The organism is Streptomyces sp. NPDC093260 (assembly GCF_040683715.1).
Lineage (GTDB): Bacteria > Actinomycetota > Actinomycetes > Streptomycetales > Streptomycetaceae > Streptomyces > Streptomyces sennicomposti.
In genome coordinates this window covers 53349-78387 of the sequence record NZ_JBFBEK010000016.1, presented here as the reverse complement: position 1 = coordinate 78387, position 25039 = coordinate 53349, and the positions used below count along the sequence as shown (strand labels likewise).

21 protein-coding genes and 1 pseudogene are annotated in these 25039 nt (G+C 73.8%); 5 read left to right on the top strand and 17 right to left on the bottom strand.

The features are described from left to right. Nucleotides 1-69: 69 nt before the first annotated feature. The gene (locus AB0N63_RS21330) at nucleotides 70-681 is read right to left on the bottom strand and encodes a TetR/AcrR family transcriptional regulator (protein WP_365530569.1); all 612 of its coding nucleotides are present in this window, start codon (nucleotides 679-681) and stop codon (nucleotides 70-72) included. A gap of 145 nt (nucleotides 682-826) precedes the next feature. On the opposite strand from AB0N63_RS21330, the gene AB0N63_RS21325 reads away from it, so the two are divergent. Beyond that, on the top strand, nucleotides 827-2368 hold the full coding sequence (locus AB0N63_RS21325) for a cytochrome P450 (RefSeq protein WP_365530568.1): 1542 nt from the start codon (nucleotides 827-829) through the stop codon (nucleotides 2366-2368). On the opposite strand, the gene AB0N63_RS21320 is transcribed toward AB0N63_RS21325, so the two are convergent. The 3 genes from AB0N63_RS21320 to AB0N63_RS21310 all read right to left on the bottom strand — a co-directional run bounded on the left by AB0N63_RS21320 (nucleotide 2330) and on the right by AB0N63_RS21310 (nucleotide 5540). Beyond that, a complete protein-coding gene (locus AB0N63_RS21320; protein ID WP_365530567.1) occupies nucleotides 2330-3169 on the bottom strand; it encodes a pentapeptide repeat-containing protein in 840 nt (279 codons plus the stop codon). The two genes, AB0N63_RS21325 and AB0N63_RS21320, sit on opposite strands and share 39 nt — an antisense overlap. A gap of 44 nt (nucleotides 3170-3213) precedes the next feature. Next, the gene (gene sigJ / locus AB0N63_RS21315; RefSeq protein WP_365530566.1) at nucleotides 3214-4122 is read right to left on the bottom strand and encodes an RNA polymerase sigma factor SigJ; all 909 of its coding nucleotides are present in this window, start codon (nucleotides 4120-4122) and stop codon (nucleotides 3214-3216) included. A gap of 116 nt (nucleotides 4123-4238) precedes the next feature. Next, on the bottom strand, nucleotides 4239-5540 hold the full coding sequence (locus AB0N63_RS21310) for an alpha/beta fold hydrolase (RefSeq protein ID WP_365530565.1): 1302 nt from the start codon (nucleotides 5538-5540) through the stop codon (nucleotides 4239-4241). Nucleotides 5541-5963: 423 nt separating this feature from the next. Here AB0N63_RS21310 and AB0N63_RS21305 point away from each other — a divergent pair, with 423 nt between their 5' ends. The 4 genes from AB0N63_RS21305 to AB0N63_RS21290 are packed head-to-tail and all read left to right on the top strand — an operon-like array spanning nucleotide 5964 to nucleotide 10045. After that, the gene (locus AB0N63_RS21305) at nucleotides 5964-6719 is read left to right on the top strand and encodes a (Fe-S)-binding protein (protein ID WP_365530564.1); all 756 of its coding nucleotides are present in this window, start codon (nucleotides 5964-5966) and stop codon (nucleotides 6717-6719) included. Between the two features lie 17 nt (nucleotides 6720-6736). Beyond that, a complete protein-coding gene (locus AB0N63_RS21300) occupies nucleotides 6737-8224 on the top strand; it encodes a LutB/LldF family L-lactate oxidation iron-sulfur protein (protein ID WP_365530657.1) in 1488 nt (495 codons plus the stop codon). Then, nucleotides 8221-8868, top strand: coding sequence for an LUD domain-containing protein (locus AB0N63_RS21295; protein WP_365530563.1), 648 nt, complete (start codon nucleotides 8221-8223; stop codon nucleotides 8866-8868). Before AB0N63_RS21300 ends, AB0N63_RS21295 begins: the two co-directional genes overlap by 4 nt. Nucleotides 8869-8890: 22 nt before the next feature. Then, complete coding sequence (locus AB0N63_RS21290; protein WP_365530562.1) at nucleotides 8891-10045, top strand: ATP-binding cassette domain-containing protein; 1155 nt, start codon at nucleotides 8891-8893, stop codon at nucleotides 10043-10045. 48 nt (nucleotides 10046-10093) lie between these two features. Here the strand turns inward: AB0N63_RS21290 and AB0N63_RS21285 are convergent, their stop codons facing one another. The 13 genes and pseudogenes from AB0N63_RS21285 to AB0N63_RS21225 all read right to left on the bottom strand — a co-directional run bounded on the left by AB0N63_RS21285 (nucleotide 10094) and on the right by AB0N63_RS21225 (nucleotide 24927). Then, nucleotides 10094-11041, bottom strand: a complete 948-nt coding sequence (locus tag AB0N63_RS21285) for an ABC transporter substrate-binding protein (RefSeq protein ID WP_365530656.1) — start codon at nucleotides 11039-11041, stop codon at nucleotides 10094-10096. A 116-nt stretch (nucleotides 11042-11157) separates the two neighbouring features. Then, on the bottom strand, nucleotides 11158-11832 hold the full coding sequence (locus AB0N63_RS21280; RefSeq protein ID WP_365530561.1) for an ABC transporter permease subunit: 675 nt from the start codon (nucleotides 11830-11832) through the stop codon (nucleotides 11158-11160). 76 nt (nucleotides 11833-11908) lie between these two features. Beyond that, entirely contained in the window at nucleotides 11909-12589 is a 681-nt protein-coding gene (locus AB0N63_RS21275) for an ABC transporter permease (RefSeq protein ID WP_365530560.1), read from the bottom strand. 63 nt (nucleotides 12590-12652) lie between these two features. Further along, complete coding sequence (locus AB0N63_RS21270) at nucleotides 12653-13231, bottom strand: MarR family winged helix-turn-helix transcriptional regulator (RefSeq protein WP_365530559.1); 579 nt, start codon at nucleotides 13229-13231, stop codon at nucleotides 12653-12655. 57 nt (nucleotides 13232-13288) lie between these two features. After that, on the bottom strand, nucleotides 13289-14308 hold the full coding sequence (locus AB0N63_RS21265; RefSeq protein ID WP_365530558.1) for an SDR family oxidoreductase: 1020 nt from the start codon (nucleotides 14306-14308) through the stop codon (nucleotides 13289-13291). A gap of 10 nt (nucleotides 14309-14318) precedes the next feature. Beyond that, entirely contained in the window at nucleotides 14319-16076 is a 1758-nt protein-coding gene (locus AB0N63_RS21260) for a glycoside hydrolase family 15 protein (protein WP_365530557.1), read from the bottom strand. Between the two features lie 92 nt (nucleotides 16077-16168). After that, nucleotides 16169-17992 (bottom strand): thiamine pyrophosphate-requiring protein, encoded by a 1824-nt coding sequence (locus AB0N63_RS21255; RefSeq protein ID WP_365530556.1) that lies wholly within the window; start codon nucleotides 17990-17992, stop codon nucleotides 16169-16171. A 41-nt stretch (nucleotides 17993-18033) separates the two neighbouring features. Then, nucleotides 18034-21120: an FAD-binding and (Fe-S)-binding domain-containing protein gene (locus AB0N63_RS21250; protein ID WP_365530555.1), complete on the bottom strand. Its 3087-nt coding sequence runs from the start codon at nucleotides 21118-21120 to the stop codon at nucleotides 18034-18036. A 526-nt stretch (nucleotides 21121-21646) separates the two neighbouring features. Further along, a pseudogene (locus AB0N63_RS21245) lies at nucleotides 21647-21793 on the bottom strand (ATP-binding cassette domain-containing protein); the annotation flags it as partial. Nucleotides 21794-21931: 138 nt separating this feature from the next. Continuing rightward, entirely contained in the window at nucleotides 21932-22975 is a 1044-nt protein-coding gene (locus AB0N63_RS21240) for a cytochrome c oxidase assembly protein (RefSeq protein ID WP_365530554.1), read from the bottom strand. Between the two features lie 70 nt (nucleotides 22976-23045). Further along, complete coding sequence (locus AB0N63_RS21235) at nucleotides 23046-23627, bottom strand: TetR family transcriptional regulator (protein ID WP_365530553.1); 582 nt, start codon at nucleotides 23625-23627, stop codon at nucleotides 23046-23048. A gap of 19 nt (nucleotides 23628-23646) precedes the next feature. Beyond that, on the bottom strand, nucleotides 23647-24228 hold the full coding sequence (locus AB0N63_RS21230) for a sugar O-acetyltransferase (protein WP_365530552.1): 582 nt from the start codon (nucleotides 24226-24228) through the stop codon (nucleotides 23647-23649). A 108-nt stretch (nucleotides 24229-24336) separates the two neighbouring features. Further along, a complete protein-coding gene (locus tag AB0N63_RS21225; RefSeq protein WP_365530551.1) occupies nucleotides 24337-24927 on the bottom strand; it encodes a cysteine hydrolase family protein in 591 nt (196 codons plus the stop codon). Nucleotides 24928-25039: the final 112 nt, after the last annotated feature.

Genomic DNA, 25039 nt, shown 5'->3' with positions numbered 1-25039 from the left:
GCGGGCCGCCGCCCGCGCGGGGCGCGGTCCACCGGTCGTGGACGGACATGCCGTGCCGCGGGGCGCGGCTCAGTCCGTCAGCACGCCCAGCAGCGCCCGGGTGCACAGGTCCCGCACCTGCGCGCGGCTCAACCCGGCGTCCCGCAGCCACTCCAGGCAGACCGCGGTGGTGAACGCCAGCCAGCCGCGAACGGCCAGCTTCAGGTCGGGGCGGCGATCGGCGAGCGGGCCGAACTCGGGGTCCTCGGCGAGCGCGGCCATGATCTGCCGTTCCTGTGCGGCCAGCGCCCGCTGGTACACGCGGCGCACGGCCTGGTCGCCGGCCGCGTCGGCACGGTGGAAGGCGCGGTAGCCGTGCGCGTGCGCCTGGACGTACTCCAGATACGCGTCGAGGCCGGCCGCCAACTGGTCGCGCACCGGAACGCCGGGCACCGCCGCGGTCATCCGCAGCATCCGCTCGCTCTCGCGTTCGACGACGGCCGCGAAGAAGTCCCGTTTCGTCGGAAAGTAGTGGTACAGGAGGCCCCGGGAGACGCCGGCGATCTCGGCGACCTGCTCGATCCACACGTCGTCGTACGGGCTCTCCGAGAAGAGCCGCGCCCCGACCGAGAGCAACTGCTCCCTGCGCTCCGCGGTGCTGAGCCGACGGCGTGTGCGCTGCTCCCCCTGGTTCGCGGCCATGTCCGCACTTTACTTGACGCCGGTTCAACAACCGGACCAGACTGAAGCACGCTATTGAACCCACGTACAACACGTGGCCTGACGACGGAGTCACCGCGCACGCGGAGCCGTTCGCCGGCCCGACGAAGACCGGGGAGAGCGCGGCATGGCACAGACGACGACCGGAACGGGAACCGGAGCCGGGCTGCCGAAGGGATTCCGCAGCGCAGAGCAGGGCTGGCCCGAACTGCACCGCATCCCGCACCCGCCGCGCCGCCTCCCCCTCCTCGGCGACGTGCTCGGCGCCGACCGGCGCAGCCCGCTCCAGGACTCGATGCGCTACGCCCGCGCGCTCGGCCCGGTCTACCGCCGCCGGGTGTTCGGCAAGGAGTTCGTGTTCGTCTGGGGCGCGCGGTACGCCGCCGATCTCGCGGACGAGTCACGCTTCGCCAAGCACGTCGGCCTCGGCGTCGCCAACCTCCGGCCGGTCGCCGGGGACGGACTGTTCACCGCGTACAACCACGAGCCCAACTGGCAGCTGGCGCACGACGTCCTGGCCCCCGGCTTCAGCCGCGAGGCGATGGCGGCCTACCACGTGATGATGCTGGACGTCGCCGCCCGGCTCACCGGCCACTGGGACCGCGAACTCGCCGCCGGGCGCACCGTGGACGTGCCCGGCGACATGACCAAACTGACCCTGGAGACGATCGCGCGGACCGGCTTCGGCCACGACTTCGGCTCGTTCGAACGCACCCGCCCGCACCCGTTCGTCACGGCGATGGTCGGCACGCTCACCTACGCGCAGCGGCTGAACACCGTTCCGGCCCCGCTGGCGCCGTATCTGCTGCGCGCCGCGAGCCGCCGCAACGCCGCCGACATCGACCACCTCAACCGCACCGTGGACGAGCTGGTGCGCGCCCGGCGGGCGGGCGACGGAGGCGGCCGGGGCGACCTGCTCGACCGGATGCTGGAGACCGCCCACCCGGAGACCGGCGAGCGGCTGTCCCCGCAGAACGTGCGTCGGCAGGTCATCACCTTTCTGGTCGCCGGGCACGAGACCACCTCCGGCGCGCTCTCCTTCGCCCTGCACTACCTCGCCCAGCACCCACGGATCGCGGAGCGCGCCCGCGCCGAGGTGGACCGGGTCTGGGGCGACACGGACAGGCCCGGCTACGAGCAGGTGGCCAAACTGCGGTACGTGCGCCGTGTGCTGGACGAGTCGCTGCGGTTGTGGCCGACCGCGCCCGCCTTCGCCCGCGAGGCCCGCCAGGACACCGTGCTGGCCGGCGAGCACCCGATGCTGCGGGGCGCGTGGGCCCTGGTGCTCACCCCGATGCTGCACCGCGACCCGGAGGTGTGGGGCGCGGACGCGGAGCGCTTCGACCCCGACCGCTTCGACGCGCAGGCGGTCCGGGCCCGTCCGCCGCACGTCTTCAAGCCGTTCGGCACCGGCGCCCGGGCCTGCATCGGCCGCCAGTTCGCGCTGCACGAGGCGACGCTGGTCCTCGGCCTGCTGCTGCGCCGCTACGACCTGCGCCCCGACCCGGGCTACCGGTTGAGGATCACCGAGCGGCTGACCCTGATGCCCGAGGGCCTGCGGCTGCGCCTGGAGCGGCGCGCCGCGCCCGTCGTACGGGAACCCGCGCCGACGGGCGGCGACGGGGACGACTCAGCCGCGCGCTGTCCAGTGCACCGGGCGGGCGACTGACCGGGGCAGCCGGGTGCCGGCGCTGCCCCGGGCCGCGTTCAGCTGCGGCTGGGTCAGGAAGAACGCGCCGGTCAGATCGGCGTCGGCGAGGTTCGCGTCCCTGAGGTCGGCACCGATGAGATCGGCGCCGCGCAGGTCCGCGCCGGTGAGATCGGCGGCGATCAGCCAGGCGCCGCGCAGACTCGCCCCGCGCAGGTCGGCACCCTTCAGGCGGGCGCCGACCAGATCCGCGCCCCGGCGGTCCTTCTTCTTGCCGCGCACCCCCGCCCGGGCCAGCTCGCTGGTGCGCAGCAGCAGCACGTTGACCGCCTGCCGGTGCGCGCCCACGTCCAGCGCGGTCAGTTCCCCGGGCGGCAGCAGGGTGAGCCGCTCGGTCTCCTCCAGTGCGCCGCGCAGGTCGGCGTGGATCGGCCGGGCGGCGGGAAGGGCCAGCGCCTCGGTCAGGTACCAGAGCAGTTCGTGCAGCTGCCGTACGACGGGGAAGACCTCGAACATCTCACGGGCCTGACCGGCGGGCGCGGTGCGCCAGTCCTGGCCGCCGAAGGTGATCCGGGAGACCTTCTGACCGGCACCGAAGCAGTCGTACACCGTGCAGCCCGGGTAGCCCTCCGCGCGGAGCCGGGTGTGGATGCCGCAGCGGTGGTCCTCCCGGAGGTTCGGGCACGGCTTCCCGGCGGGCTTGTCGCGGGCGAAGTCCGCGGAGGCGGCGAAGGGCAGGGCGACGCAGCACAGCCCGAAGCAGGCGGCGCAGTCGCCGCGCAGTTCGTTCCCGGCGCCCCGGTCGGTCGTCTGTTCCGGCATGGCGGCCACCTTACCGACCTGCGGGGAAGCCCCGGACGGCCCGGTCACCGCGCCTCGTCCACGGCCAGGTCCACGCGCCCCAGGCGGTCCGGGTCGGACAGGATGTAGAGGTGGGTGATCCGGCCGTCGGCGACGGTCACGCCCATGACCGAGGCAGGACCGTCCTGCGGCGCGTTGGCCAGGCCGATCGCGCCGTTGACCAGGACCAGGCGCGCCGTCCCGGCGAACCGGGAGAAGGTGAGCGCCTGTGCGGCCACCGTCCGCGCGCCGTGCACCACCTTGGAGGCGGCGGCCCCCCGGGCGAGGGCGCCGGCGTCCACGCGGAGCACCACGTCGGGATGGAGGACGGCGAGCAGGGCCTCGAAGTCGCCGCCGCGCGAGGCGGCGAGGAAGGCCTCCATCACCTGCCGCTGCCGGCCGAGGTCGGTCTCGGCGGGCGGGGTGGCGTCCCGCACCCGGCGCCGGGCACGGCTGGCGAGCTGCCGGGTCGAGGCGGAGGTGCGCTCCAGGATCGGCGCGATCTCGTCGAACGGCACGGCGAACAGATCGTGCAGCACGAACGCCAGCCGCTCGTCGGGTCCCAGCGTCTCCAGGACGACCAGCAGGGCGATGCCCAGCGAGTCGCCCCGCAGCGCCTCCTCCTCCGGGTCGATCCGGTCGAGCGGCCGGACCAGGGGGTCCGGGACGAAGGTCTGGTCCATCGGCTGCTCGCGACGCGCCCGGCGACTGCGCAGCAGGTCGAGGCAGACCCGGCCGGTCACGGTGGTCAGCCAGCCGCCCAGGTTCTCGACGGCGGCGGCGTCCGCGCGGGTGAGCCTGAGCCAGGCCTCCTGGACGGCGTCCTCCGCCTCGGCCAGCGAGCCGAGCATGCGGTAGGCCAGCGCCCGCAGCCGGCCGCGGTGCTCCTCGAAGCGCCGTGCCATGACGTCCTGATCCCCGCCTGTACCGGTCATCCGCTCCCCGTCCCCCGCACCGTGCCCCCGCCTGTCGGATCATCCTAGGCTCAGGGGCCGGCCGACGAGCGGGTGATTCCGGCGGGCGCCTCACGGTCAGGCCTCGTCCCGGGCGGTCAGGCCTCGTCCCGGGCGAGGGCGAGGAGGCGGTCCAGGACGCGGGGGCCGCCGGCCCGCACTCCGTCGTGCTCGAACTCGTCGGTGACCCAGGTGCGCAGGCCGCGGATCGTGCGGGCGGTGGCCAGCGAGTGGGCGGTGTCGACGTACATGTCGTCGTGGTAGACGGCGGCGGCGACCGGGACCTCGTTGGCGGCGAGCCGGGCGGGGTCGTACAGGGGCCGCCAGTCGGTGCGGGCGGCGAGGAGTCCGGCGGTCTCGCGCAGCGGGCGCAGCGCGGGGTCGCAGTCGAACGTCCAGGGGTGCACGGACTCGCCGGTGAACAGCAGCGGCGTCCCGTCCGCTACGGCCGTGGCCGCGTCGAACTGCGGGAACTCGGCGCGCACCCGTTCGGCCGACCACGCGGTGGGGCGCTCGTCCTGACCGTAGATCGCCTCGTGCACCAGGGCGTACAGCGGGTGCCCGGCGTACGAGAGCAGGCTCTGGACCTGTTCCTGGAAGGCGTCGGACAGCGCCCGGCCCGCCGGGGTGCGGACGAAGGCGTCCTCCAGGAGGAGGTGGAGGCGGTGGCTGCCGTCGCCGACGCCGAGCATGATGCCGAGGGACTGGAAGGCCTCCACGGTCAGCCGGTAGCCGTTCGGGAGCGTCACCTCGTGGCTGAGGAGGTGTTCGGCGATGCGGTGGGCGCGTTCGACGTCCATGGGGTAGCGGGCGTAGTGGGCGGCGACCTTGCGCTCGATGCGCGGGTAGGCGGCCCGGTAGACGTCGTCGGCGTGCGCGTCGAGGCCGGGCAGACCGCCGGTGATCAGTGCGGTGGCCAGTCCCTCGGGGTGGGTGGAGAGGTAGGCGGTGGTGCAGAAGCCGCCGAAACTCTGGCCGAGGACGGTCCAGGGGGTGCCGCCGGTCACCTGCGGGCGGATCGCCTCGCAGTCGCGGACGATCGAGTCGGCGCGGAAGTGGGCGAGGTAGTCGGCCTGTTCGGCGGGGCCGCCGCGCAGCGGGAGCGTCTGCCGGTTCGCGGGGGTGGAGCGGCCGGTGCCGCGCTGGTCGAGGAGGAGCACCCGGTGGTCCTCCAGCGCCCGGCCGAGCCAGGCCTGCTTGCCGACGAAGCGGTTGGCGCCGAAGCCGGGGCCGCCCTGGAGGTAGAGCAGCCACGGCAGGTCCTGGCCGGCCCGGTCGCTCGCGACGGCCTCGCGGGCGTACAGGTCGATCGTCTCCCCGGTCGGGTCGTCGTGGTCGAGCGGCACGGTGAAGAAGCGGTCGGTGAGGACGACGCCTGGCTGGCGGTAGCTGAGGGACAAGGAGGCTCCCGGACGGAGGGTTTCGCGGCCGCGTCCCAGTTCAGCACATGTGCCACGGCCCTCCGGGCGCGGGGTGCGGGCAGTCGGTCCCCGCTCCTGCGCTGCCTGGTTGGCACAGGCGGGGTGGTGGGCGGGTGGGCGGCGGGTGGAGACGCACGGGGCGGTCGGTGAGGCCGGGCGCCGGCGTCCCGGCCGGCGGCCACGTCGAGCCGCTCGCAGGGCGGTTGGCGCAGCGCCCGGGGCCCGGCCCCGGTGAGCGCGCCGGTGCGGCGGCCCCCGGCCCGGGCGCGGACGGCCGGTGGCCGGCGTGCGGGCGGGCCCGGCGGCACGCGGTGCGTCGCCACGCCGGGCGCCGGCATCTGCCGCGGCCCGCCCCGCCTGACTACGCTGCACTCGTCCGAAGATCGACAGCGAGGAGCCGCGATGCGTGTCGCCCTGTTCCTGACCTGTGTCAACGACACGCTCTATCCGGACACCGGGCGCGCCGTGGTGAGACTGCTGACCCGGCTGGGCGTCGAGGTGGACTTCCCCATGGACCAGACGTGCTGCGGACAGGCCCACTACAACACCGGCTACCGGCACGAGGCCGAACCGCTGGCCCGCCGCTTCAGCGAGGTGTTCGCGGGCTACGAGGCGATCGTGACGCCCTCCGGGTCGTGCGCGGCGATGGTGCGGGAGCTGTATCCGCGCCTGGGCGAGCGGGCGCGGGCCGAGGGACGCGGGGACACCCTGGAACGGGTGCTCGCGCCGGTGGTCCCGAGGACGTACGAGCTGACGGAGTTCCTGGTCGACGTGCTGAAGGTGACGGACGTGGGGGCGTACTACCCGCACACGGTGACCTACCACCCGACCTGCCACGGTCTGCGCAGCCTCGGTCTCGGGAACCGGCCCCGGCGGCTGCTGGAGGCGGTGCGGGGCCTGGACCTGGTCGAGCTGCCCGGCGCCGAGGAGTGCTGCGGCTTCGGCGGCACCTTCGCGGTGAAGAACCCGGACGTGTCGGCGGCGATGGGCGCGGACAAGGTGCGCAACGCCGAGTCGACCGGCGCCGAGGTGCTGTGCGCGGCCGACAACTCCTGTCTGATGCACCTCGGCGGCACCATGAGCCGGCTGCGCAGCCGTACGCGGCCGGTGCACATCGCTCAGATCCTGGCGAGCACGGAGGAGGACCCGGCGGCATGAGCACGACCCACCTGGGGATGCCCGGACTTCCGCCGCCCGCGCATCCGGCGTTCCCGCCCTTCCCCGAGGCCGCGCACGACGCCGTACGCGACGAGCGGCTGCGCGGCAACCTGTGGCACGCCACCACCACGATCCGCGCCAAGCGCGCCCACGCGGTCGCGGAGCTGGAGGACTGGCAGCGTCTGCGGGAAGCCGGCAAGCGGATCAAGGACCACACCCTGCGGCACTTGGACCGCTACCTCGTGCAGTTGGAGGAGGCGGTGACCGCGGCCGGCGGCACCGTGCACTGGGCCGTCGACGCCGCCGAGGCCAACCGCATCGTCACCGACCTCGTCAAGGCCACCGGCGAACGCGAAGTCGTCAAGGTCAAGTCCATGGCCACCCAGGAGATCGGTCTCAACGAAGCCCTGGAGGCCGAGGGCATCCGCGCCTACGAGACCGACCTCGCCGAACTCATCGTGCAGTTGGGCAAGGACCGCCCCTCCCACATCCTCGTCCCCGCCATCCACCGCAACCGCGGCGAGATCCGCGACATCTTCCGCTCCCAGATGGCCGCATGGGGCCGTCCCGCCCCCGACGACCTCACCGACACACCCGCCGAACTCGCCGAAGCCGCCCGCCTCCACCTCCGGGAGAAGTTCCTGCGCGCCAAGGTCGGCATCTCCGGCGCCAACTTCATGGTCGCCGAGACCGGCACCCTCGTCGTCGTCGAGTCCGAGGGCAACGGACGCATGTGCCTCACCCTTCCCGACACCCTCATCTCCGTCGTCGGCATCGAGAAGACCGTCCCCACCTGGCGCGACCTGGAAGTCTTCCTCCAGACCCTCCCCCGCTCCTCCACCGCCGAACGCATGAACCCCTACACCTCGATGTGGACCGGCACGACCGACGGCGACGGACCACGCGACTTCCACCTCGTCCTCCTCGACAACGGCCGCACCGACACCCTCGCCGACGAGGTCGGACGCCAGGCCCTGCGCTGCATCCGCTGCTCCGCCTGCCTCAACGTCTGCCCCGTCTACGAACGTGCCGGCGGCCACGCCTACGGCTCCGTCTACCCAGGCCCCATCGGCGCCATCCTCAGCCCCCAACTCCGGGGAACGCACAGTGAGATCGACGCCTCACTCCCTTACGCCTCCTCCCTGTGCGGAGCCTGCTACGACGTCTGCCCCGTCGCCATCGACATCCCGGAAGTCCTCGTCCACCTGCGCGAACGCGTCGTGCAGGGCGGTGAGGTGACGCGTGAGGGCAACAAGGTGGTGCTCAAACCCGCGAAGGGACACCGCGCGGAGCGGGCGGCGATGCGGGCGGCCCGCTGGGCGTTGAGCCACCCGGCGGCGCTGCGCGGCGGCCAGCGGCTGGCCTCGCGCACTCGCCGGCTCCAGCCACGGAGCCTGCCCGGGCCGGGCCGGGCGTGGACGGCGACGCGGGATCTGCCCGAACTGCCCGCCGAGCCGTTCCGGGACTGGTGGCAGCGCACGCACGGCGGCGAGGAGGACGCATGAGCAGCAGGGACCGGATCCTGGGCCGGGTGCGGCGCGCGCTGGCCGGCGCGCCCGAGGACGACACGCCGTACGAGCGGGCGGTTCCCCGGGACTACGACCGGCGGCACGGCGAACGGAGCGCGGCGGAGACGGTGGATCTGCTGGCCGAGAACCTGGTGGACTACCGGGCGGTCGTGCACCGCTGCGACGTGGCGGGGCTGCCCGCGCTGATCGCCCATCTGCTCGGCGAACGCGACTCCACGGGCGTCCTGGTGCCGCCGGGTCTGGACGAGGCGTGGCTGTCGGCGACGGCGGTGGAGCAGGTCGCGGACCGGGCCGACGCCACGCCGCACGAGCTGGACCGGGTGGACAGCGTGGTCACCGGCTGCGCGGTCGCGATCGCCGAGACCGGCACGATCGTCCTGGACGGCTCCCCCGGCCAGGGCCGCCGCCGGATCACGCTGGTGCCCGATCACCACATCTGCGTCGTCCGGGTCCCGGACCAGGTGGTGTCCTCGGTGCCCGAGGCCCTGGAGCGCCTGGTCCCGGCACGGCCGCTGACCTGGATCTCCGGCCCGTCCGCGACCAGCGACATCGAACTGGACCGGGTCGAGGGGGTGCACGGACCGCGCACCCTGGAGGTGGTGCTGGTGAGCGGAGCGTGACCGACGCGGCTAGCGTGAGGGAATGATCCGGTTCGAGCAGGTCACCAAGCGCTACCCGGACGGGACCACGGCCGTGGACGGCCTCAGCTTCGAGGTCGCGGAGGGCGAACTGGTCACCCTGGTGGGGCCGTCCGGCTGCGGCAAGACCACCACGATGATGATGGTCAACCGTCTGGTCGAGCCGACCTCGGGCCGTGTCCTGGTCGGCGGCGAGGACATCGCGGGCCTCGACCCGGTACGGCTGCGCCGCCGTATCGGGTACGTCATCCAGCAGGTCGGCCTCTTTCCGCACCGCACGGTCCTCGACAACACGGCGACGGTGCCGGCGCTGCTCGGCTGGAAGAAGGCGAAGGCGCGGGCACGGGCCGCCGAACTGCTGGACCTGGTGGGGCTGGACCCGAAGATGTACGGGCCGCGCTACCCGCGGCAGTTGTCGGGCGGACAGCGGCAGCGGGTCGGGGTGGCGCGGGCGCTGGCCGCCGACCCCGAGGTGCTGCTGATGGACGAGCCGTTCGGGGCGGTGGACCCGGTGGTGCGCGAGCAGTTGCAGGACGAGTTCCTGCGCATGCAGGCCGCGGTGCGCAAGACAGTGCTGCTGGTCACCCATGACATCGAGGAGGCGGTGCGGCTCGGGGACCGGATCGCCGTGTACGGGCAGGGGCGCATCGAGCAGCTGGACACGCCGGGTGCGGTGCTGGGCAGCCCGGCCACCCCCTATGTCGCCGGATTCGTGGGCGCCGACCGGGGGCTGAAACGGCTGTCGGTGACGGCGATCGAGCGGGGCGACCTGGAGCAGCCGCCGGTCGCCCGCCTGGACGAGCCGGCCGAGCGGGCCGCCGGGCGGCTGCGCGCGGAGGGGGCGCGCTGGGCGGTCGTCCTGGACGCGGCCGGGGATCTGCACGGCTGGGTGGCGCTGGACGCGCTGGCCGCGGGCGGCTCGGTCGGTGATCTGGCCCACCGGATGAACGCCTGGGTGCCGGTGGGCGCGCCGCTCAAGCAGGCGTTCGGGGTGATGCTCCAGCACGACGCGGGCTGGGTGGCCGTGCTGGACGGCGCCCGGTTCTGCGGGGTGCTGACCCCGGCGAAGCTGCACGAGGCGCTGCGCCGTTCGGTGGACGCGGACGCCCTCGGAGTGCCGCGCGGGGAGGTCGGCTTCGACTCGGTGGCCGACGCGTGAGGGCCCGGCGGGCGACGCCCGAGGGGACGCCGACCGGGGCGGCCGTCGTCACTTCAGCAGGCCCTTGTCCTTCAGGTAGGCGCGGGCCACGTCGGCGGGCAGGCGGCGCCAGCTGTCGACCTGCCGGTTCATCGATGCCAGGTCCGCCGTGGTCAGCTCCTTGTTGAGCCGGTCCAGGACGCGGGTCACCCCGGGACCGCCCGCGCGGGCGCGGTTGACGACCGGGACGACGTAGTCGGCGTTCTGGAGGTGCTTGTCGTCGGCGAGGATGACCAGGCCGAAGGCGTCGAGGGTGGCGTCCGTGGTGGTGGTCAGCACCATCTGGTCGCGGCCGCTCTGCACGGCCTGCTTCGCCGGGGTGGTGCCGACGCCCTTGGGGTCGATGCCGGTGATCCGGATGCCGTACGTCTTCTTCAGACCGGGTGCGCAGTACGGGCGGCTCACGCACTCGTCCCCGGCCGCGAGCCGCACCTTCAGGCCGGACGCGCCGAGGTCGCTGAGGGTCTTCAGGCGGTGTTCGCGGGCGTAGGCGGCGCTGACCGCGAAGGCGTTCTGGTCGACGGCCCGGCCGGGGTCGAGGACGGTCAGGCCGCGGGGCGCGGCCAGGCGGCGCAGGGCGCTCATGGTGGCGGCGAGGTCGGGCGACCCGGCCGGGGGCGCGTCGGGGCCGTGCGCCTTGGCGTTCAGCCAGTCGGCGAGGGTTGCCGCGTACTCCGGGACGACGTCGATACGGCCGGACTCCAGGGCGGGTTCGTACAGTTCGCGGTTGGCGACGGTGATCAGCTCGGTGTCGTATCCCGCCTGGTCCAGCAGGAGGGCGTACATCTGGGCGAGCAGGTCGCTCTCGGTGAAGCCGGCCGATCCGATGGTCAGGTGCCGGCTGTCGCCGGGCGGCGCGGTGACCTGCCCGCGCCGCTCCAGGGAGGGGCCGGTGGAACAGGCGGCGAGGAGGAGCGGCGCCAGGAGGGCGAGGACTCCCAGGCCGAGGGCTTTCACGGTGAGTGCTCTCACGGCGACGGTCCTCGCGGCGAGCGCTTCGGAGGCGAGGGCTCCCAGCGGCAGCCGTCGGTCCGGCCGGGATCCCGTCGGCCGTGCCCCGGCCGGGCGTGTCCTCACCGGCCGTCGCCCCTCGCCCGCGCCGGGGCCAGCCGTTCGACGGCGACGAAGACCGCCTCGACGGCCAGGGCGAACGCGGCGACGAGGACGGCGCCGGCCACCACCTGCGGGGTGCTCGCCAGGTTGAAGCCCGCCGTGATGATCCGGCCGAGGCCGCCCCCGCCGGCCAGCGCGGCGATGGTGGCCGTGGCCACGAGCTGGACGGCGGCGATCCGCACCCCGGTGAGCACCATCGGCAGGGCCAGGGGCAGTTCGACGCGGAACAGCAGTTGCCGGCCGGTCATCCCCATGCCGCGCGCCGCCTGGACGATGTCCCCGTCCACCTCGCGCATCCCGACGTAGGCGTTGGTGAGCAGCGGCGGCACGGCGAACAGCACCAGGGCGACGACGGTGGGCCCGTCGCCCCACCGGCCGACGGGGGTGAGGAGCAGCAGCACGAGGACGGCGAAGGTGGGGACGGCCCGGCCGACGTTGGAGATGTTGACGGCGAGGGCGCCGCCCTTGCCGAGGTGGCCGAGGACGAGGGCGACGGGCAGGGCGATCAGGCAGCTGACGGCGAGGCAGACGACGGTGAGGGCGACGTGTTGGAGGAGGCGGTGCGCGACGCCGTCGTCGCCCGCCCAGTGCGCGGGGTCGGTGAGCCAGGCCCATGCGTCGGTCACGGTGCTCATACCCGGCCTCCGGCACGGAGGTTCGTGTGCGCGCCGTCGGAACGGGTGCCGGGCTGTGTGCCGTCCGTGCGGGTGTTCATGTGCGGGCCGTCCGGGTCCAGGGCGTGAGCAGGCGCTGGAGTCCGAGCAGGAGCAGGTCGGCGGCGACGGCGATCACCACGCACAGCACGGAGGCGGTGAGCACCTGCGCCTTGAAGTAGGTGTTCATGCCGGCGTAGATGAGGTTGCCGAGGCCGCCGAACCCGACGATCGCGCCGATGGTCACCAGGGAGACCGCGGAGACGGTGGCGATGCGCAGTCCGGCCATCGCGGCGGGCAGGGCGAGCGGCAGCTCGACGGTGAGGAGCAGCCGGGCCGGCCCGTAGCCCATGCCGAGAGCGGCCTGCCGGGTCTCCTCGGGCACGGCGCGCAGTCCGGCGAGGATGTTGCGGACCAGCAGGGTGAGCGAGTACAGCACGAGCCCGGCGACCACGAGGGTGGCGGAGAGTCCGTACAGGGGCAGGAGCAGGGAGAACATCGCGAGCGAGGGGATGGTGTAGAGGACGGTCGTGACGGCGAGGACGGGTCCGGCGGCGCCCTTCCAGCGACGGGCCAGCACGGCGAGCGGGACGGCGACGGCGAGGCCGATCAGCACGGACAGGCCGGTGAGCTGGAGGTGCTGGAACACCGCGTCCAGGAGGATGTGGCGGCGCGTGCTCAGGTATGCGCCGCAGATCCACTCGTTGCGTGCGAGGCAGTCGTCCGGGGGCCCGGTCACGGGTCCATTCCACCGGCCGCCCGCCGGGTCGGCGCGTTGGGGTGGCCCGTCCGGGGCGGGGTGTCACACCTCGGGGGGTGCGGCCGGGTCGAGGGGGTCGTCCACGATGCCCCGGTCCGCGCGGGCGTCGTCGTGGGCGTCGACCGCGATCTCGCCCGCGGCGGCCGTCAGGGCGTGCAGGGCGGGGACGAGGGCCGCGCGCTCCACGGGGGGCAGCCGCTGCACGAGAGTGCGGATCTCGGCGCGTCGGTGGGTGAGGACCCGGCCGACCAGGTCGTGGCCGGCGGGGGTGAGGCTGAGGACGACCTCGCGCCGGTTGGCGGGGTTGGTCCTGCGGTCCACCAGGTCGAGCGCTTCGAGGCGGCCGACCATGCGCAGGGCGGTGGACGGGTTGACGCCGAGGGTGGTGGCGAGGACGACGAGTTTGACGGGTCCGCAGGTGTCCAGGACGACCAGGGCGCGCAGTTGGGGCAGGGTGAGCGAGTCGTCGGTGCGGGCCAGGGCGCGGGCGGAGATCGCGACGAACAACCGGGAGGCGGTCATCACGGCGATGCTCAGTTCCTCCGCCTCGTGGTCGAGGGCGTGCTGCGCGGGCCGGGCGCGGGAGGGGGCCCGGCCCCGGTGGGTGTGGTGCTCTGCCACGGTGTCCGCCTTCCGCTCCCGCCGCGGCGGTCCGGTGCCGTACTCCGGCCGGGTGTCTCAGGCCGCGCCGGTACGGCCGCGCCGGGTGAGTGCGGCGGCGGTGGCGGCGGCGCCGCCGAGGGCGAGGCCGGCGGCGAGGGCGGCGGGGTGGCGGGCGAGGGCCGCCTGGAAGGAGCGGCTGTGCGAGGAGGCGTCGAAGATGCCGTGGGCGCCGTGGTCGCTGCCCCGCGGTCCCTCGTCCACGGGTTCGAAGAGGTTGCTCTCGCCGGTCGGGGGCCGCAGGTCGGTCTGCTGGGAGTCGAAGCCGGTGCGGGCCAGGTAGCGGTCGAGCAGGGCCGGGGCGAGGCGGTTGGCCCAGACCGTGGCGAGGGTGGTGGCACCGATGTAGTACTGCTTGCGGCGCGGGTGGTCGGCGGCGTGCACGACGCCCCGGGCGGCGACCTCGGGCTGGTAGATCGGCGGGACGGGCTGCGGGTGCTTGGGCAGCCGGGTGGTGACCCAGGAGAACTGCGGGGTGTTGACGGCGGGCATCTGCGCGACGGTGACGTGCACGTTGCTGCCGCGGTGCAGCAGTTCGGTGCGCAGGGAGGAGGTGAAGCCGTTGATGGCGTGTTTGGCGCCGCAGTACACGGACTGCAGGGGCACCGACCGCTCCCCGAGGGCGGAGCCCACCTGCACGATGGTGCCGCGGTCGCGGGGCAGCATCCGGGTGAGCGCGGCCCTGGTGCCGTTCACGAAGCCGAGATACGTCACCTCGGTCGCCCGCCGGTACTCCTCGGGGGTGATCTCCTCGAACGGGGCGAACACCGTGCTGAAGGCGCAGTTGATCCATACGTCGATGGGCCCGAACTCGCGCTCGGCGGCCTCGGCTGCGGCCTCCACCTGCGCGGGATCGGCCACGTCGGCCACGTGCACGAGGGGTCGGCCGCCGAGCGACTCGACCTCCTTGGCGGCGTTGTCCAGGCCGGTGCGACCGCGGGCGACGAGGACGACGTCGGCGCCGCGCCGGGCGTACAGGCGGGCGGTGGCTCGGCCGATGCCGGCGCTGGCGCCGGTGATGACGACGGTCTGGGGCATGACGGACTCCTTACTCGGCGGTGGGCGCGGACGGCGGGGCGAGGCGGGCCGCGCTCTCCAGCAGCAGGGCGTGGACGAAGGCCTGGGGCAGGTTGCCGCGCAGTTGGCGCTGGGCGATGTCGAACTCCTCCGCGTACAGTCCCGACGCCCCGCAGGCGCCGCGGTTGCGTTCGAACCAGCGGTACGCCTCGGTCTCGTTCCCCTGCTGGTGTTCGGCCAGCGCCATGACGAACCCGCACAGCAGGAAGGCGCCTTCGGCCTGTTCGAGGGGCCTCTCGTCGTGGCGGAAGCGGTAGACGAAGTGGTCCTGGGTCAGGTGTGCGCGGCATGCGGCGAGGGTGGCGCGGGCGCGCGGGTCGCGGGCGGGCAGGGCGCCGCGCAGGGCCGGCAGCAGCAGGGCGGCGTCGATTCCGGGATCGTCGGCGGCGCGCTGCCAGTGGCCGTCGGGGTGGACGGCGGTGGCGCACGCCTCGGCGAAGAGGGCGCCGGCCAGGCGCTCACACGTGTCGGCGAGCGGATGCCGAGGCGCCGCCTCGGCCAGGGCGCGCAGTCCGGCGACGCAGGTGAGCCTGCTGTGCGTCCACTGCCTCGGCTCCAGTTCCCAGATCCCGGCGTCGGGTTCGCGCCACCGGTCGGCCACGGTGCGCACCGCGAGGTCGGCGGCCTTCCAGCCCTCGGCGTCGAGCCGGCCGGCCCGTTCGGCGGCGGCGAACAGCAGCAACGACTCGCCGAAGGCGTCGAGTTGGAACTGCTCGGCGACATGGTTGCCGATCCGGCTGGAGCCGCCCGGGTAGCCGGGCAGGCCGAGGTCGCGCTGGTCGGGCACGGCAGTGCCGTGCACGGTGTAGGCGGGGGCGAGGCGGGGGCCGTCGGAGCGCAGCCGTTCGCCGACGAAGTGGACGGCGGAGTCGAGGAGTTCGGGAGCGCCGGCAGCGGCGGCGGCCTGTCCGGCGTAGCTCTGGTCGCGGATCCACACGTACCGGTAGTCGTAGTTGCGACCGGCCTCGGCGCGTTCGGGCAGGCTGGTGGTGGCCGCGGCGACCATGCCGCCGCCGTGGGTCGTGAGGCCACGCAGCACGGCGTAGGCGCGGCGGGCGTCGCGCGGGGCGACGGTCCGCTCCAGCGGGGGTACGCTCGCGCGCCAGGCCCGCTCGGTGGCGGCCCAGGCCTCCTCGGCGCGGGGCGGGGTGTGCGGCAGGGGCGCGTCGGAGCACTCCAGGACCAGGTCGTGGCGTTCGCCGGGCCGCAGGACGAACTCGGCGGTGAGGCCGTCGGCGCCCACGGTCGCCGAGGGCGCGCCCTGCCAGCGCAGCCGGTGGTGGCCCGCGTTGAGGTGCCACAGGCCGTCGTCGTCGCGGTGCGGGGCGGCCGGCGCGGCGCGGCCGTAGTCGGCGTACGGGTCGAGCACGGCGCGGACGTGGGCGGTGCCGTCGACGGCGGTGAGCCGGCGGAGCAGGACCAGGCGGCCGGCCTCGCCGGGGAAGGCGAGGGCCTCGCGGCACTCGACGACGCCGTCGGTGGTGGTCCAGCGGCTGCGCCAGATCAGGGTGCCCTCCTCGTAGTAGCCGCCGGGGACGTACCGGCCGCGCGGGGTGACGGCGTAGCCGCCCCGGCCGCCGATCAGGGCGGCGAAGACGGCGTCGTCGTGCCAGGTGGGCGCGCACAGCCAGGCGACGGCGCCGTCCGGTCCGATGAGGGCGCCGCGCTCCCCGTCGGCCAGCAGCGCGTAGTCGTGCAGTGCGTGCGGCGGGAAGGACGCGGTGCTCATGGGTGTGTGGTCCTGCCGTTCGGTTCGGGGTCCCCGGCGGCGGCGGGGGCGGACCGCTTCCGGGTCCGTCCCCGCCACCGCCGGACCGTGGGTCACTTGCCGTCCCGCGCGCCCGGCCGGTCCTCGCGGTGCCGACCGCCGGGCAGGAACTCCTGCACCTTGGCCTTGAAGCCCTGGCGCACCATGGCGGTGCGGTCGCTGTCGCCCTTGAGGATCGCGGTCGCGGCGGCCTCGATCTGGTCGAGGGTCGCGTGCGGCGGGATGGGCGGCACGGCCGGGTCGGTGACGAAGTCGAGCACACAGGGCCGGTCGCTGCCGAGGGCGGCCTCCCAGGCGCTCTGCACCTCGTCGGGCTTCTCGACGCGGATGCCGTTGAGGCCGAGGGAGCGGGCGAAGTCGGCGTAGGCGACGTCGGGGATGGACTGGGACTCCTCGAACTGCGGGGCGCCGGACATGGCGCGCATCTCCCAGGTGACCTGGTTGAGGTCCTGGTTGTTGAGGACGGCCACGATCAGGCGCGGGTCCTGCCACTCCCGCCAGTACTTGTGGACCGTGATCAGCTCGGCCATGCCGTTCATCTGCATGGCTCCGTCGCCGACCAGTGCGATCGCCGGCCGGTCGCCGTGCGCGAACTTCGCACCGATGACGTACGGCACGCCGGGCCCCATGGTGGCGAGGGTGCCGGACAGGGAGCCGCGCATCGCGCCGCGCAGCTTGAGGTGGCGGGCGTACCAGTTGGCGGCGGAACCGGAGTCGGCGGCGAGGATGACGTTCTCGGGCAGCAGGTCGTTCAGGGCGTGGGCGACGTACTCAGGGTTGATGGGCTCGGCGTCGACGGCGGCGCGCCGCTGCATCACCTCCCACCAGCGGGCCACGTCCTTCTCGACCTTCTTGCGCCAGCTCCTGTTCTTGTGCGCCTTCAGCAGGGGCAGCAGCCGGGTCAGGGTCTCGCGGGCGTCGCCGACGAGGTTGACCTCGAACGGGTAGCGCAGGCCGACCATGTGCGGGTCGATGTCGATCTGCACGGCGCGGGCCTGCCCGAACTCCGGCAGGAACTGCGTGTAGGGGAAGGACGATCCGATGACGAGGAGGGTGTCGCACTCCATCATCAGCTCGTACGACGGCCGGGTGCCGAGCAGGCCGATGGAGCCGGTGACGTAGGGCAGGTCGTCGTCGAGGGCGTCCTTGCCGAGCAGCGCCTTGGCGACGCCGGCGTCGAGGCGTTCGGCGACGCTCATGACCTCGGTGCGGGCCGAGCGCGCGCCCTGTCCGACGAGGATGGCGACCTTCTCGCCCGCGTTGAGGACCTCGGCGGCGCGCGCGAGGTCGTCGTCGCCGGGGACGGGCGCGTAGTGCGGCATGCCCAGGCTGGAGGGAACCATCTTGAAGGCGTGCCCGGGCGGCGAGTAGTCCAGTTCCTGCACGTCGGCGGGGATGATGACGGCGCACACCGAGCGGCGGGCCATGGCGGTGCGCATGGCCCGGTCGAGCACGTTGGGCAGTTGCTCGGGGACGGTGACCATCTCGCAGAAGTCGGAGGCCACGTCCTTGTACAGGCTGAGCAGATCGACTTCCTGCTGGTAGGAGCCGCCCATGGCGCTGCGGTTGGTCTGGCCGACGATCGCGACGACGGGGACGTGGTCGAGCTTGGCGTCGTACAGGCCGTTGAGGAGGTGGATGGCGCCGGGTCCGGAGGTGGCGGCGCACACGCCGACCTTGCCGGAGAACTTGGCGTAGCCGACGGCCTCGAAGGCGGCCATCTCCTCGTGCCGGGCCTGGATGAACCGGGGGTTGTCGTCGGCCCGGCCCCAGGCGGCGAGCAGCCCGTTGATGCCGTCGCCGGGGTAGGCGAAGACGTACTCCACCTCCCAGTCGCGCAGGCGCTCGAGGACGTGGTCGGAGACCTTCATCGACATGTTCGACGACCTTTCGGAAGGATGCTTCTCGTCGGGCGCGGTCAGGGTCGGCGCGACCGTCTCAGGGCCGCGCGGCCGGTGGCGGTCGCGGCCGTCGCGGTGAGGCCGGCGACGGCCGCGGTGGCCGCCCACCGGGCCGTGCGGGAGGGGCGGGCGGGCCGCTCGGCCAGGCGTTCGGGCTGCTCACTGGGCAGGTTCCCGTCGAGGCCGAGGGCAAGCACCTCGGCCAGGTGCAGGGCCCGGCGGCCGGTGCCGCCCTGTTCGATCTGGGTACGGCAGCTGAAGCCGTCGGCGAGGACGAGCGCGTCGGGGGCCGCGGCGCGGACTGCGGGCAGGACGCCCTGTTCGGCGACGGCCATGGACACCTCGTGGTGGCCGCGTTCGAAGCCGAAGTTCCCGGCCAGGCCGCAGCAGCCCTCGTCCAGGACGTCGGCGTCGAGGTGGGCGCGGCGCATGAGTTCTCGGTCGGCGTCGAACTTCATGATCGCGTGCTGGTGGCAGTGGGTCTGCACGGTCGCCTGCCGGGTGACCGTCGGCGGCCGCCAGCCGTCGGGCGCGTGGTGCACCAACTGCTCGGCCAACGTGCGCACTTGATCGGTCAGCCGCTGCACGTCCTGGTCGGCGGGCATGAGTTCGACGGCATCGGCCCGGAACACGGCGGTGCAGGAGGGTTCCAGGCCGATGACCGGGGTGCCCGCCTCCAGGTAGGGCCGCAGGACGTCGAGGGTGCGCCGCAGCACCTTCTTCGCGGTGCCGAGCTGCCCGGTGGAGATCCAGGTCAGTCCGCAGCAGACGGGCTCGGTGGGTACGGCGACCCGGAAACCGGCGTCCTCCAGGACCCGTACGGCCGACTTCGCGATGGAGGGGTGGAAGTAGGTGCTGAACGTGTCGGGCCACAGCAGCACGGTGCGCGGATCGGCCGGATCGGGCCCGGCGGTATCGCCGCCGCAGCGCCCCCGCCACCACTGGAGGAAGGACTCCTCGGCGAAGACCGGCGCCTCCCGCTCCCCCGCCACGCCCGCGAGCAGCTTCCCGGCCCTGCCCAACAGGGGGGCCCGCAGCAGTGAGTTGACCAGTCCGGGCGCGAGACGGGACAGGCGGGCCCACACCGGGAGCCAGCCCAGCGAGTAGTGCGCGGCGGGGCGCAGCCGGCCCTCGTAGTGGTGGGAGAGGAACTCGGCCTTGTAGGTGGCCATGTCGACGTTGACCGGGCAGTCCGACTTGCAGCCCTTGCAGGCCAGGCAGAGATCGAGAGCGTCCTTGACCTCGGTGGAGCGCCAGCCGTCGGTGATCGTGGAGTCCGCGTGCCCGTCGAGCATCTCGAACAGCAGCCTGGCCCGGCCGCGGGTGGAGTGCTCCTCCTCCTTGGTCGCCCGGTAGGACGGGCACATCACGCCGCCCTCGTGGCTGCGGCAGTTGCCGACGCCGACGCAGCGCATCACCGCGCGGGTGAAGGAGTGGTCGTCCTCCGGATACCCGAACTGCGTCTCCAGCGGCGTGGGACGCCAGTCGGCGCCGAGGCGGAGCTGACCGTCGAGCGGGTTGGGGTCGACGACCTTGCCGGGGTTCATCCGATCGTCCGGGTCGAACAGCCGCTTCAGCTCCCCGAACGCGGTCACCAGTCGCGGCCCGAACATCCTCACCAGCAGCTCGCCGCGGGACTGGCCGTCGCCGTGCTCGCCGGACAGGGAGCCGCCGTAGGAGGCGACGAGTTCGGCGGCGCGCTCCATGAATCGCCGGAAGCGGGCGACGCCTTCGGCCGTCTTGAGTTCGAACGGGATCCGGGTGTGGACGCAGCCCTGCCCGAAGTGCCCGTACAGGGACGGGTGGTCGTAGTCGAACTCCTCGAACAGCTGCTTCAGGTCGCGCAGATAGTCGCCGAGGTGTTCGGGCGGGACGGCGGAGTCCTCCCAGCCCTCCCAGGTCTCCCGGTCGTCCGGCGGGCGCGCGGTGACGCCGAGTCCGGCCTCGCGGGCCTTGAGCATCCGCTGTTCGCGCTCGGGGTCGTCGGAGAAGGCGACGTCCGGGTCCTTCTCGCTGCGGCCGATCGCGTGCAGCAGGGCGTGCGCCTGCCCGTCCACGTCCTCCTGGCTGTCCCCGCTGTACTGCACCATCAGCCAGCTGTCGCCCTCGGGCAGCACGGCGAGGGACTCCAGATAGGCGCCCTCCTCGCGCATGAGCTGCGCCATCCGCCCGTCCAGCGCCTCCAGTTGACTTGGTTCGCAGTGCTCCAGCAGCCGGGTCACGTCGTCGCCGGCGGCGCAGATGTCGGGGTAGCCGAGGACCAGGATCGACTGGTACTTCGGCACCGGAACGAGGTCGAGTTCGGCGCGCAGTACGGTCACCAGGGTGCCCTCGCTGCCGACCAGGGCACGGGCCACGTCGAACCCGTTCTCGGGAAGCAGCGAGTCGAGGTTGTAGCCGGAGACGCGACGCGGGATCTTCGGGTAACCGCGGCGGATGTCGGCGAGGTACTCGGTGGCGATGCGCTCCAGGCCCGCGTAGATCTCGGCCCTGCGGCCGCCCTCGGCGGCGATCCTCGCCCGTTCGGCCTCGGAGGTGGGGCCCACCCACATGCGCAGTCCGTCATAGGTGACGATCTCCAGGCGGCGCACGTTGTCGACGGTCTTGCCGTACGCCTGCGCGGAGGCGCCGCAGGAGTTGTTGCCGATCATCCCGCCGAGGGCGCAGTGGCTGTGGGTGGAGGGCTTGGGCCCGAACTGGAGCCGGTGGCCCGACAGGCGCTTGTTCAGCTGGTCCAGGACGATGCCGGGTTCGACCACGCAGGTGCGGGCGTCGGGGTCCACGGCGACCAGGGCGTCGCAGTACTTGGTCCAGTCGATGACCACGGCGGCGTTGGTGCACTGGCCGGCGAGGCTGGTGCCGCCGCCGCGCGAGAGGACCGGCGCGCCGAACCGCGCGCACACCCGCACGGCCTGCGCGCCCGCCTCCACGCTGCGCGGGACGACCACGCCGAGGGGCACCTGACGGTAGTTGGAACCGTCCGTGACGTACGCGCCTCTGCTCCCGGCGTCGAAGCGGACCTCGGCGTCCACGCTCTCGCGCAGCGCCGCCTCCAGGGCGGCCACGTCCACCGCGGGGGCGTCGACGGGACGGGTGCGACTCATCAGGGCGACCGCCTTCCAGGACCGTGCCGGGCGAGGACCGTACGCCCGGCCCGCGCCGGCCGTACGGGGGCGGCGGGCCGGGCCGCCACCGCAGGGCCGGGTACCCGCCCTTGCAGTGTGCAAGGGTGCGATGTGCGGCGCGCGCCGGACGCGCGCCCGGCTCAGGCCGAACGGAGTCCCGGGTGGTGCGCCGGTGCGCCCCGGGCTGCCCCGTGCGGCGCACCGCTGGGTGGCGGTCGCCGGTGCCCGGTGGTGGCGCACCGGGCGGCGTCCGCGCGGACGGCCGTCCGGTGTGTCCCGCCGTCATCCGGCCGGGCGTCTTGGTCCGGTCGGGTGACGGCGGGGGGCGGGGCGGAGCGACCGACGTCGTGTGCCGGCGAGTGATGTGGACCACGTGGTCGGCGGCCCGCGTCCCCACGGGTTCGTGCCTGGTGGCCACGGTCACGCGGCCGTGCCGGTGGGTCCTAGTGACGAGGAGGTCCACGACGCCGGCCGCCCGCTCCCGGTCGGCGGCCGCGGTGGACTCGTCCACGAGGAGCAGTCCGGATTCGAGCAGGAGTGCCCGGGCGAGGGCGATGCGCTGCCGCCGGCCGCCGCAGAGCCGGTCGGCGCGGTGCCGCAGCCGGTGCGCGAGGCCGACCTCGGTCGGCAGTTCCTCGGCGCACGAACGCATCGCGCGGGGCGGGGGTCAGGCGACGGACGCGGCGGCGGGCACCGGATCCCCCAGGCGCTGGCCGGGGACCGGGACGCGGCGGTGCTGCGGGAGGGCGCGGCCGAGGCGCACGCGGACGTCCCGGCTCGACGGACCGCGTCAGGAGTTGTCGTGCTGGCGGCGGATGCGGTCGGCCACGTCGTTCCGCTCGGTCTCCCACCAGGGCCGTACACGATCGGCGGGCGTTGCCGGCGGAGCCTGCTCCGGGTGGCCGGGGCGCTCGGCGGCGGGCGGGGCGGCGCGGATGAGTTCCGCGTCCAGGCGGCGGTCCAGGGCCGCGTTCTGGGCGCGCTCGGCCCGCGCCCACTGCACCAGGATCGCCAGCAGGAAGGGCAGCGCGACCAGTTCGGCGATGCTCAGCATGGCGCCGCCGCCGATCTGCTGGTCGTGGCGTACGTCCGGCGACCACGCGGGGGCGTGGTGCAGATACCAGGCGCCCGCGATCAGTGTGCCGTGCGTCATCACCACGACCCCGGGCACCGCGTCGACGATGCCGTCCAGGAACACCAGCGCGGCCCGCACCGGATGCGTGCACCAGGCGGGCAGCGCCTGCTCGTGGGTGAGGACCGGCACGACGAACAGGCAGCCCGCCGCCAGCAGGTGCAGGTACATCAGCTCGTGCAGCCAGCCCACGCGCAGGGCGGTGGCGAAGTACGGCGTGAAGTAGACGACCAGTTCCGTGGTGAGCACCAGAGCGGTGCTGACCAGTGGGAAGGTCAGCGCCCGCACCGCCTTGCCGGAGACCGCCCGCCGCACCCGGGCCGCCCCGGCCGACGGCAGCGCCTCGACGGCGAGCCGCAGCGGGTCGCCGAGGGCAAGGCCGAGCGGCGCGACGAGGTCGAGCAGGACGTTCTGCACCGCGGCCGGCCAGAACAGCACATGGTCGTAGACGGCCAGCGCCGACATCGTCGCCACCACCAGCGCGCCGAGGCCGAGCACCGCGAAGGCGGCGATCCGGGCCGGCGGCCAGGCCCCGCCCCGGCGGCGCACCCGCAGCACGCCCCAGCCGTACAGCCCGCCGAGGACGAGGACCAGGACGAGCGCCGGCACGTCGGGCTGCCAGGAGGACAGCAGCCGGCCCAGGGTCGGCTGCGCCGGGCTCCCGGCCGACGGGCCGGTCGTCGCCAAGGCGATCACGCGCATTGTTCTCCTTCGGCCCACCGGGGGACGAGTCGGTACAGGTCCCCTGCGGGACGGTAGGGACGGTAGTCCCTCACGGTCCGCGGTCCGGCGGCGGGGTCGCGACGGCGTCGCCGCCCGTGGTGATGCGGGTGACGGCCTCCAGGGTCAGCGCCCGGTCGTGGGGGTCGCCGGTGAGGGCGCGGTGCAGGGTCAGGCCCTCGATCAGGGCGTCGAGCTGGCGGGCCGTGTCGGGGTCGAAGTGCTTCTCCAGGTGGGTGCGGCTGTGCCGCATCCACTCCCGGGTGAGCTCCCGGTAGGCGGGCCGCCGCGCGGCGAGCGTGTACAGCTCCTGGGTGAGCACCAGGTCGCGCGGGTCCCCCTCGGACAGCGCGTGGACGAGGCCGGCCACGGCGGCCCGCGCCTCGTCGGGGCCGGCGGCCGCGCCGAGGCGCGCGTCGAAGACGGCCACGATGTGGTCGGTGAAGCGCCCGAAGGCCTCCCGGAGCAGCTGGTCGATGCCGTCGAAGTGATACGTCATCGAGCCCAGCGGCACTCCGGCTCGGGCGGCGACCTTGCGGTGGGAGACGGCGGCGAGTCCCTCTTCGGCGATCAGGTCGAGGGCGGCGTCGATGATCCGGTCGCGGCGGCGCGGATCGGTCTGTCCGGTGGCCATGGGGTGCTCCGGCGCGGCCTCAGAGGCTGCGGACCGGGCGGGCCGGGTTGCCCACGGCGACCACGTCGGCCGGGACGTCCTTCGTGACCACCGCACCGGCGCCGATCACCGCGTTGTCCCCGATGGTCACACCCGGCAGCACGATGGCGCCGCCGCCGAGCCACACGTTGTTCCCGATGGTGATGGGCCGTGCCGCTTCGAGCTTGTCGCGGCGGGGCCGGGGTTCCAGGGGATGGGTGGGGGTGAGCAGTTGGACGTTGGGGCCGATCTGGCAGTCCTCGCCGATGACGATGGCCGCGACGTCGAGCGCGGTGAGGCTGTGGTTGACGAAGGTGCGCGCGCCGATCGTGATGTTGCTCCCGTAGTCCACGTACAGCGGCGGCCGCACGTGGGCCCCCTCCCCCAGCGCGCCCAGCAGCTCCGCGAGGACCGGGCGGGCGCCGTCGGCGTCCTCGGCGTAGGCGGCCTGGTAGCGGGCGGCCAGCCGCACCGCCCGCTGTTGCCGGCGGGCGATCTCGGGGTCGTCGGCGATGTAGAGATCACCGGCGAGCATGCGCTCCAGGTTGGTCCGGGGGTCGTCTGCGAAGTGGTCGGTGGGCACGCGTACGATCGTACACTCCGGGGTGTACGATCGTACGCTCTTTCTCCCCCTTCCCCCGCTTCCCCGTCTCCGCCCCCTGCCTCCCCCGTCCGTCGTGGCCGCCGGGCCTCAGGTCAGGTGCTTCTCCGAGGCGACGACTACGCCGTAGAGGTCGGCGACGGTGGCGAGCGCACCGTGGTGGATCTGCTCGGCGGTCAGTTCGACGCCGGCTCCCCGCAGCGGCCGGGTCGCGCAGGCGTCGGCGACCACCGTGGGCCGGTTGCCGCGCAGGAACGCGCCCTCCACCGTGAACAGCACGCACATGTGCGTCATGAACCCGACGACGATGACGTCCTTGTGGCCGGCCGCGTCGACGTGGTCGGCCAGATCGGTGCCGACGAACGAGTTGGGGAGCTTCTTGACGACGACCGGCTCACCCTCGGCCGGTGCGACGCTCGGGTGGATGCGGCCGATCTCGGCGTGGATGTCGTACGGGGTGCCGGGGCCGCCGTCGTTGATGACGTGGACGACCTTCGTCCCGGCCTCCCGGGCCCGGCGGAGCAGGGCGGCGGCGTTGTCGAGGGCGGTCTGCCAGCCCTCCAGCTCCATCACGCCGCCGGCGTAGGTGTTCTGGTAGTCGACCAGGATCAGGGTCGAGTCGGCGAGCGCGGCGGGCGTCTCGTCGAAGCCGTTGAGTGCGCGCAGGGTCGTGCCGGCCATGGGTGTGTCCCCCTTCGGATACATGTGAGTACGTGCGTGGGATGCGCATACGTGCGGTGACACACGAGTGGCGCACACGTACGGATACGTGGTGCACACGTGTGTCGGATCG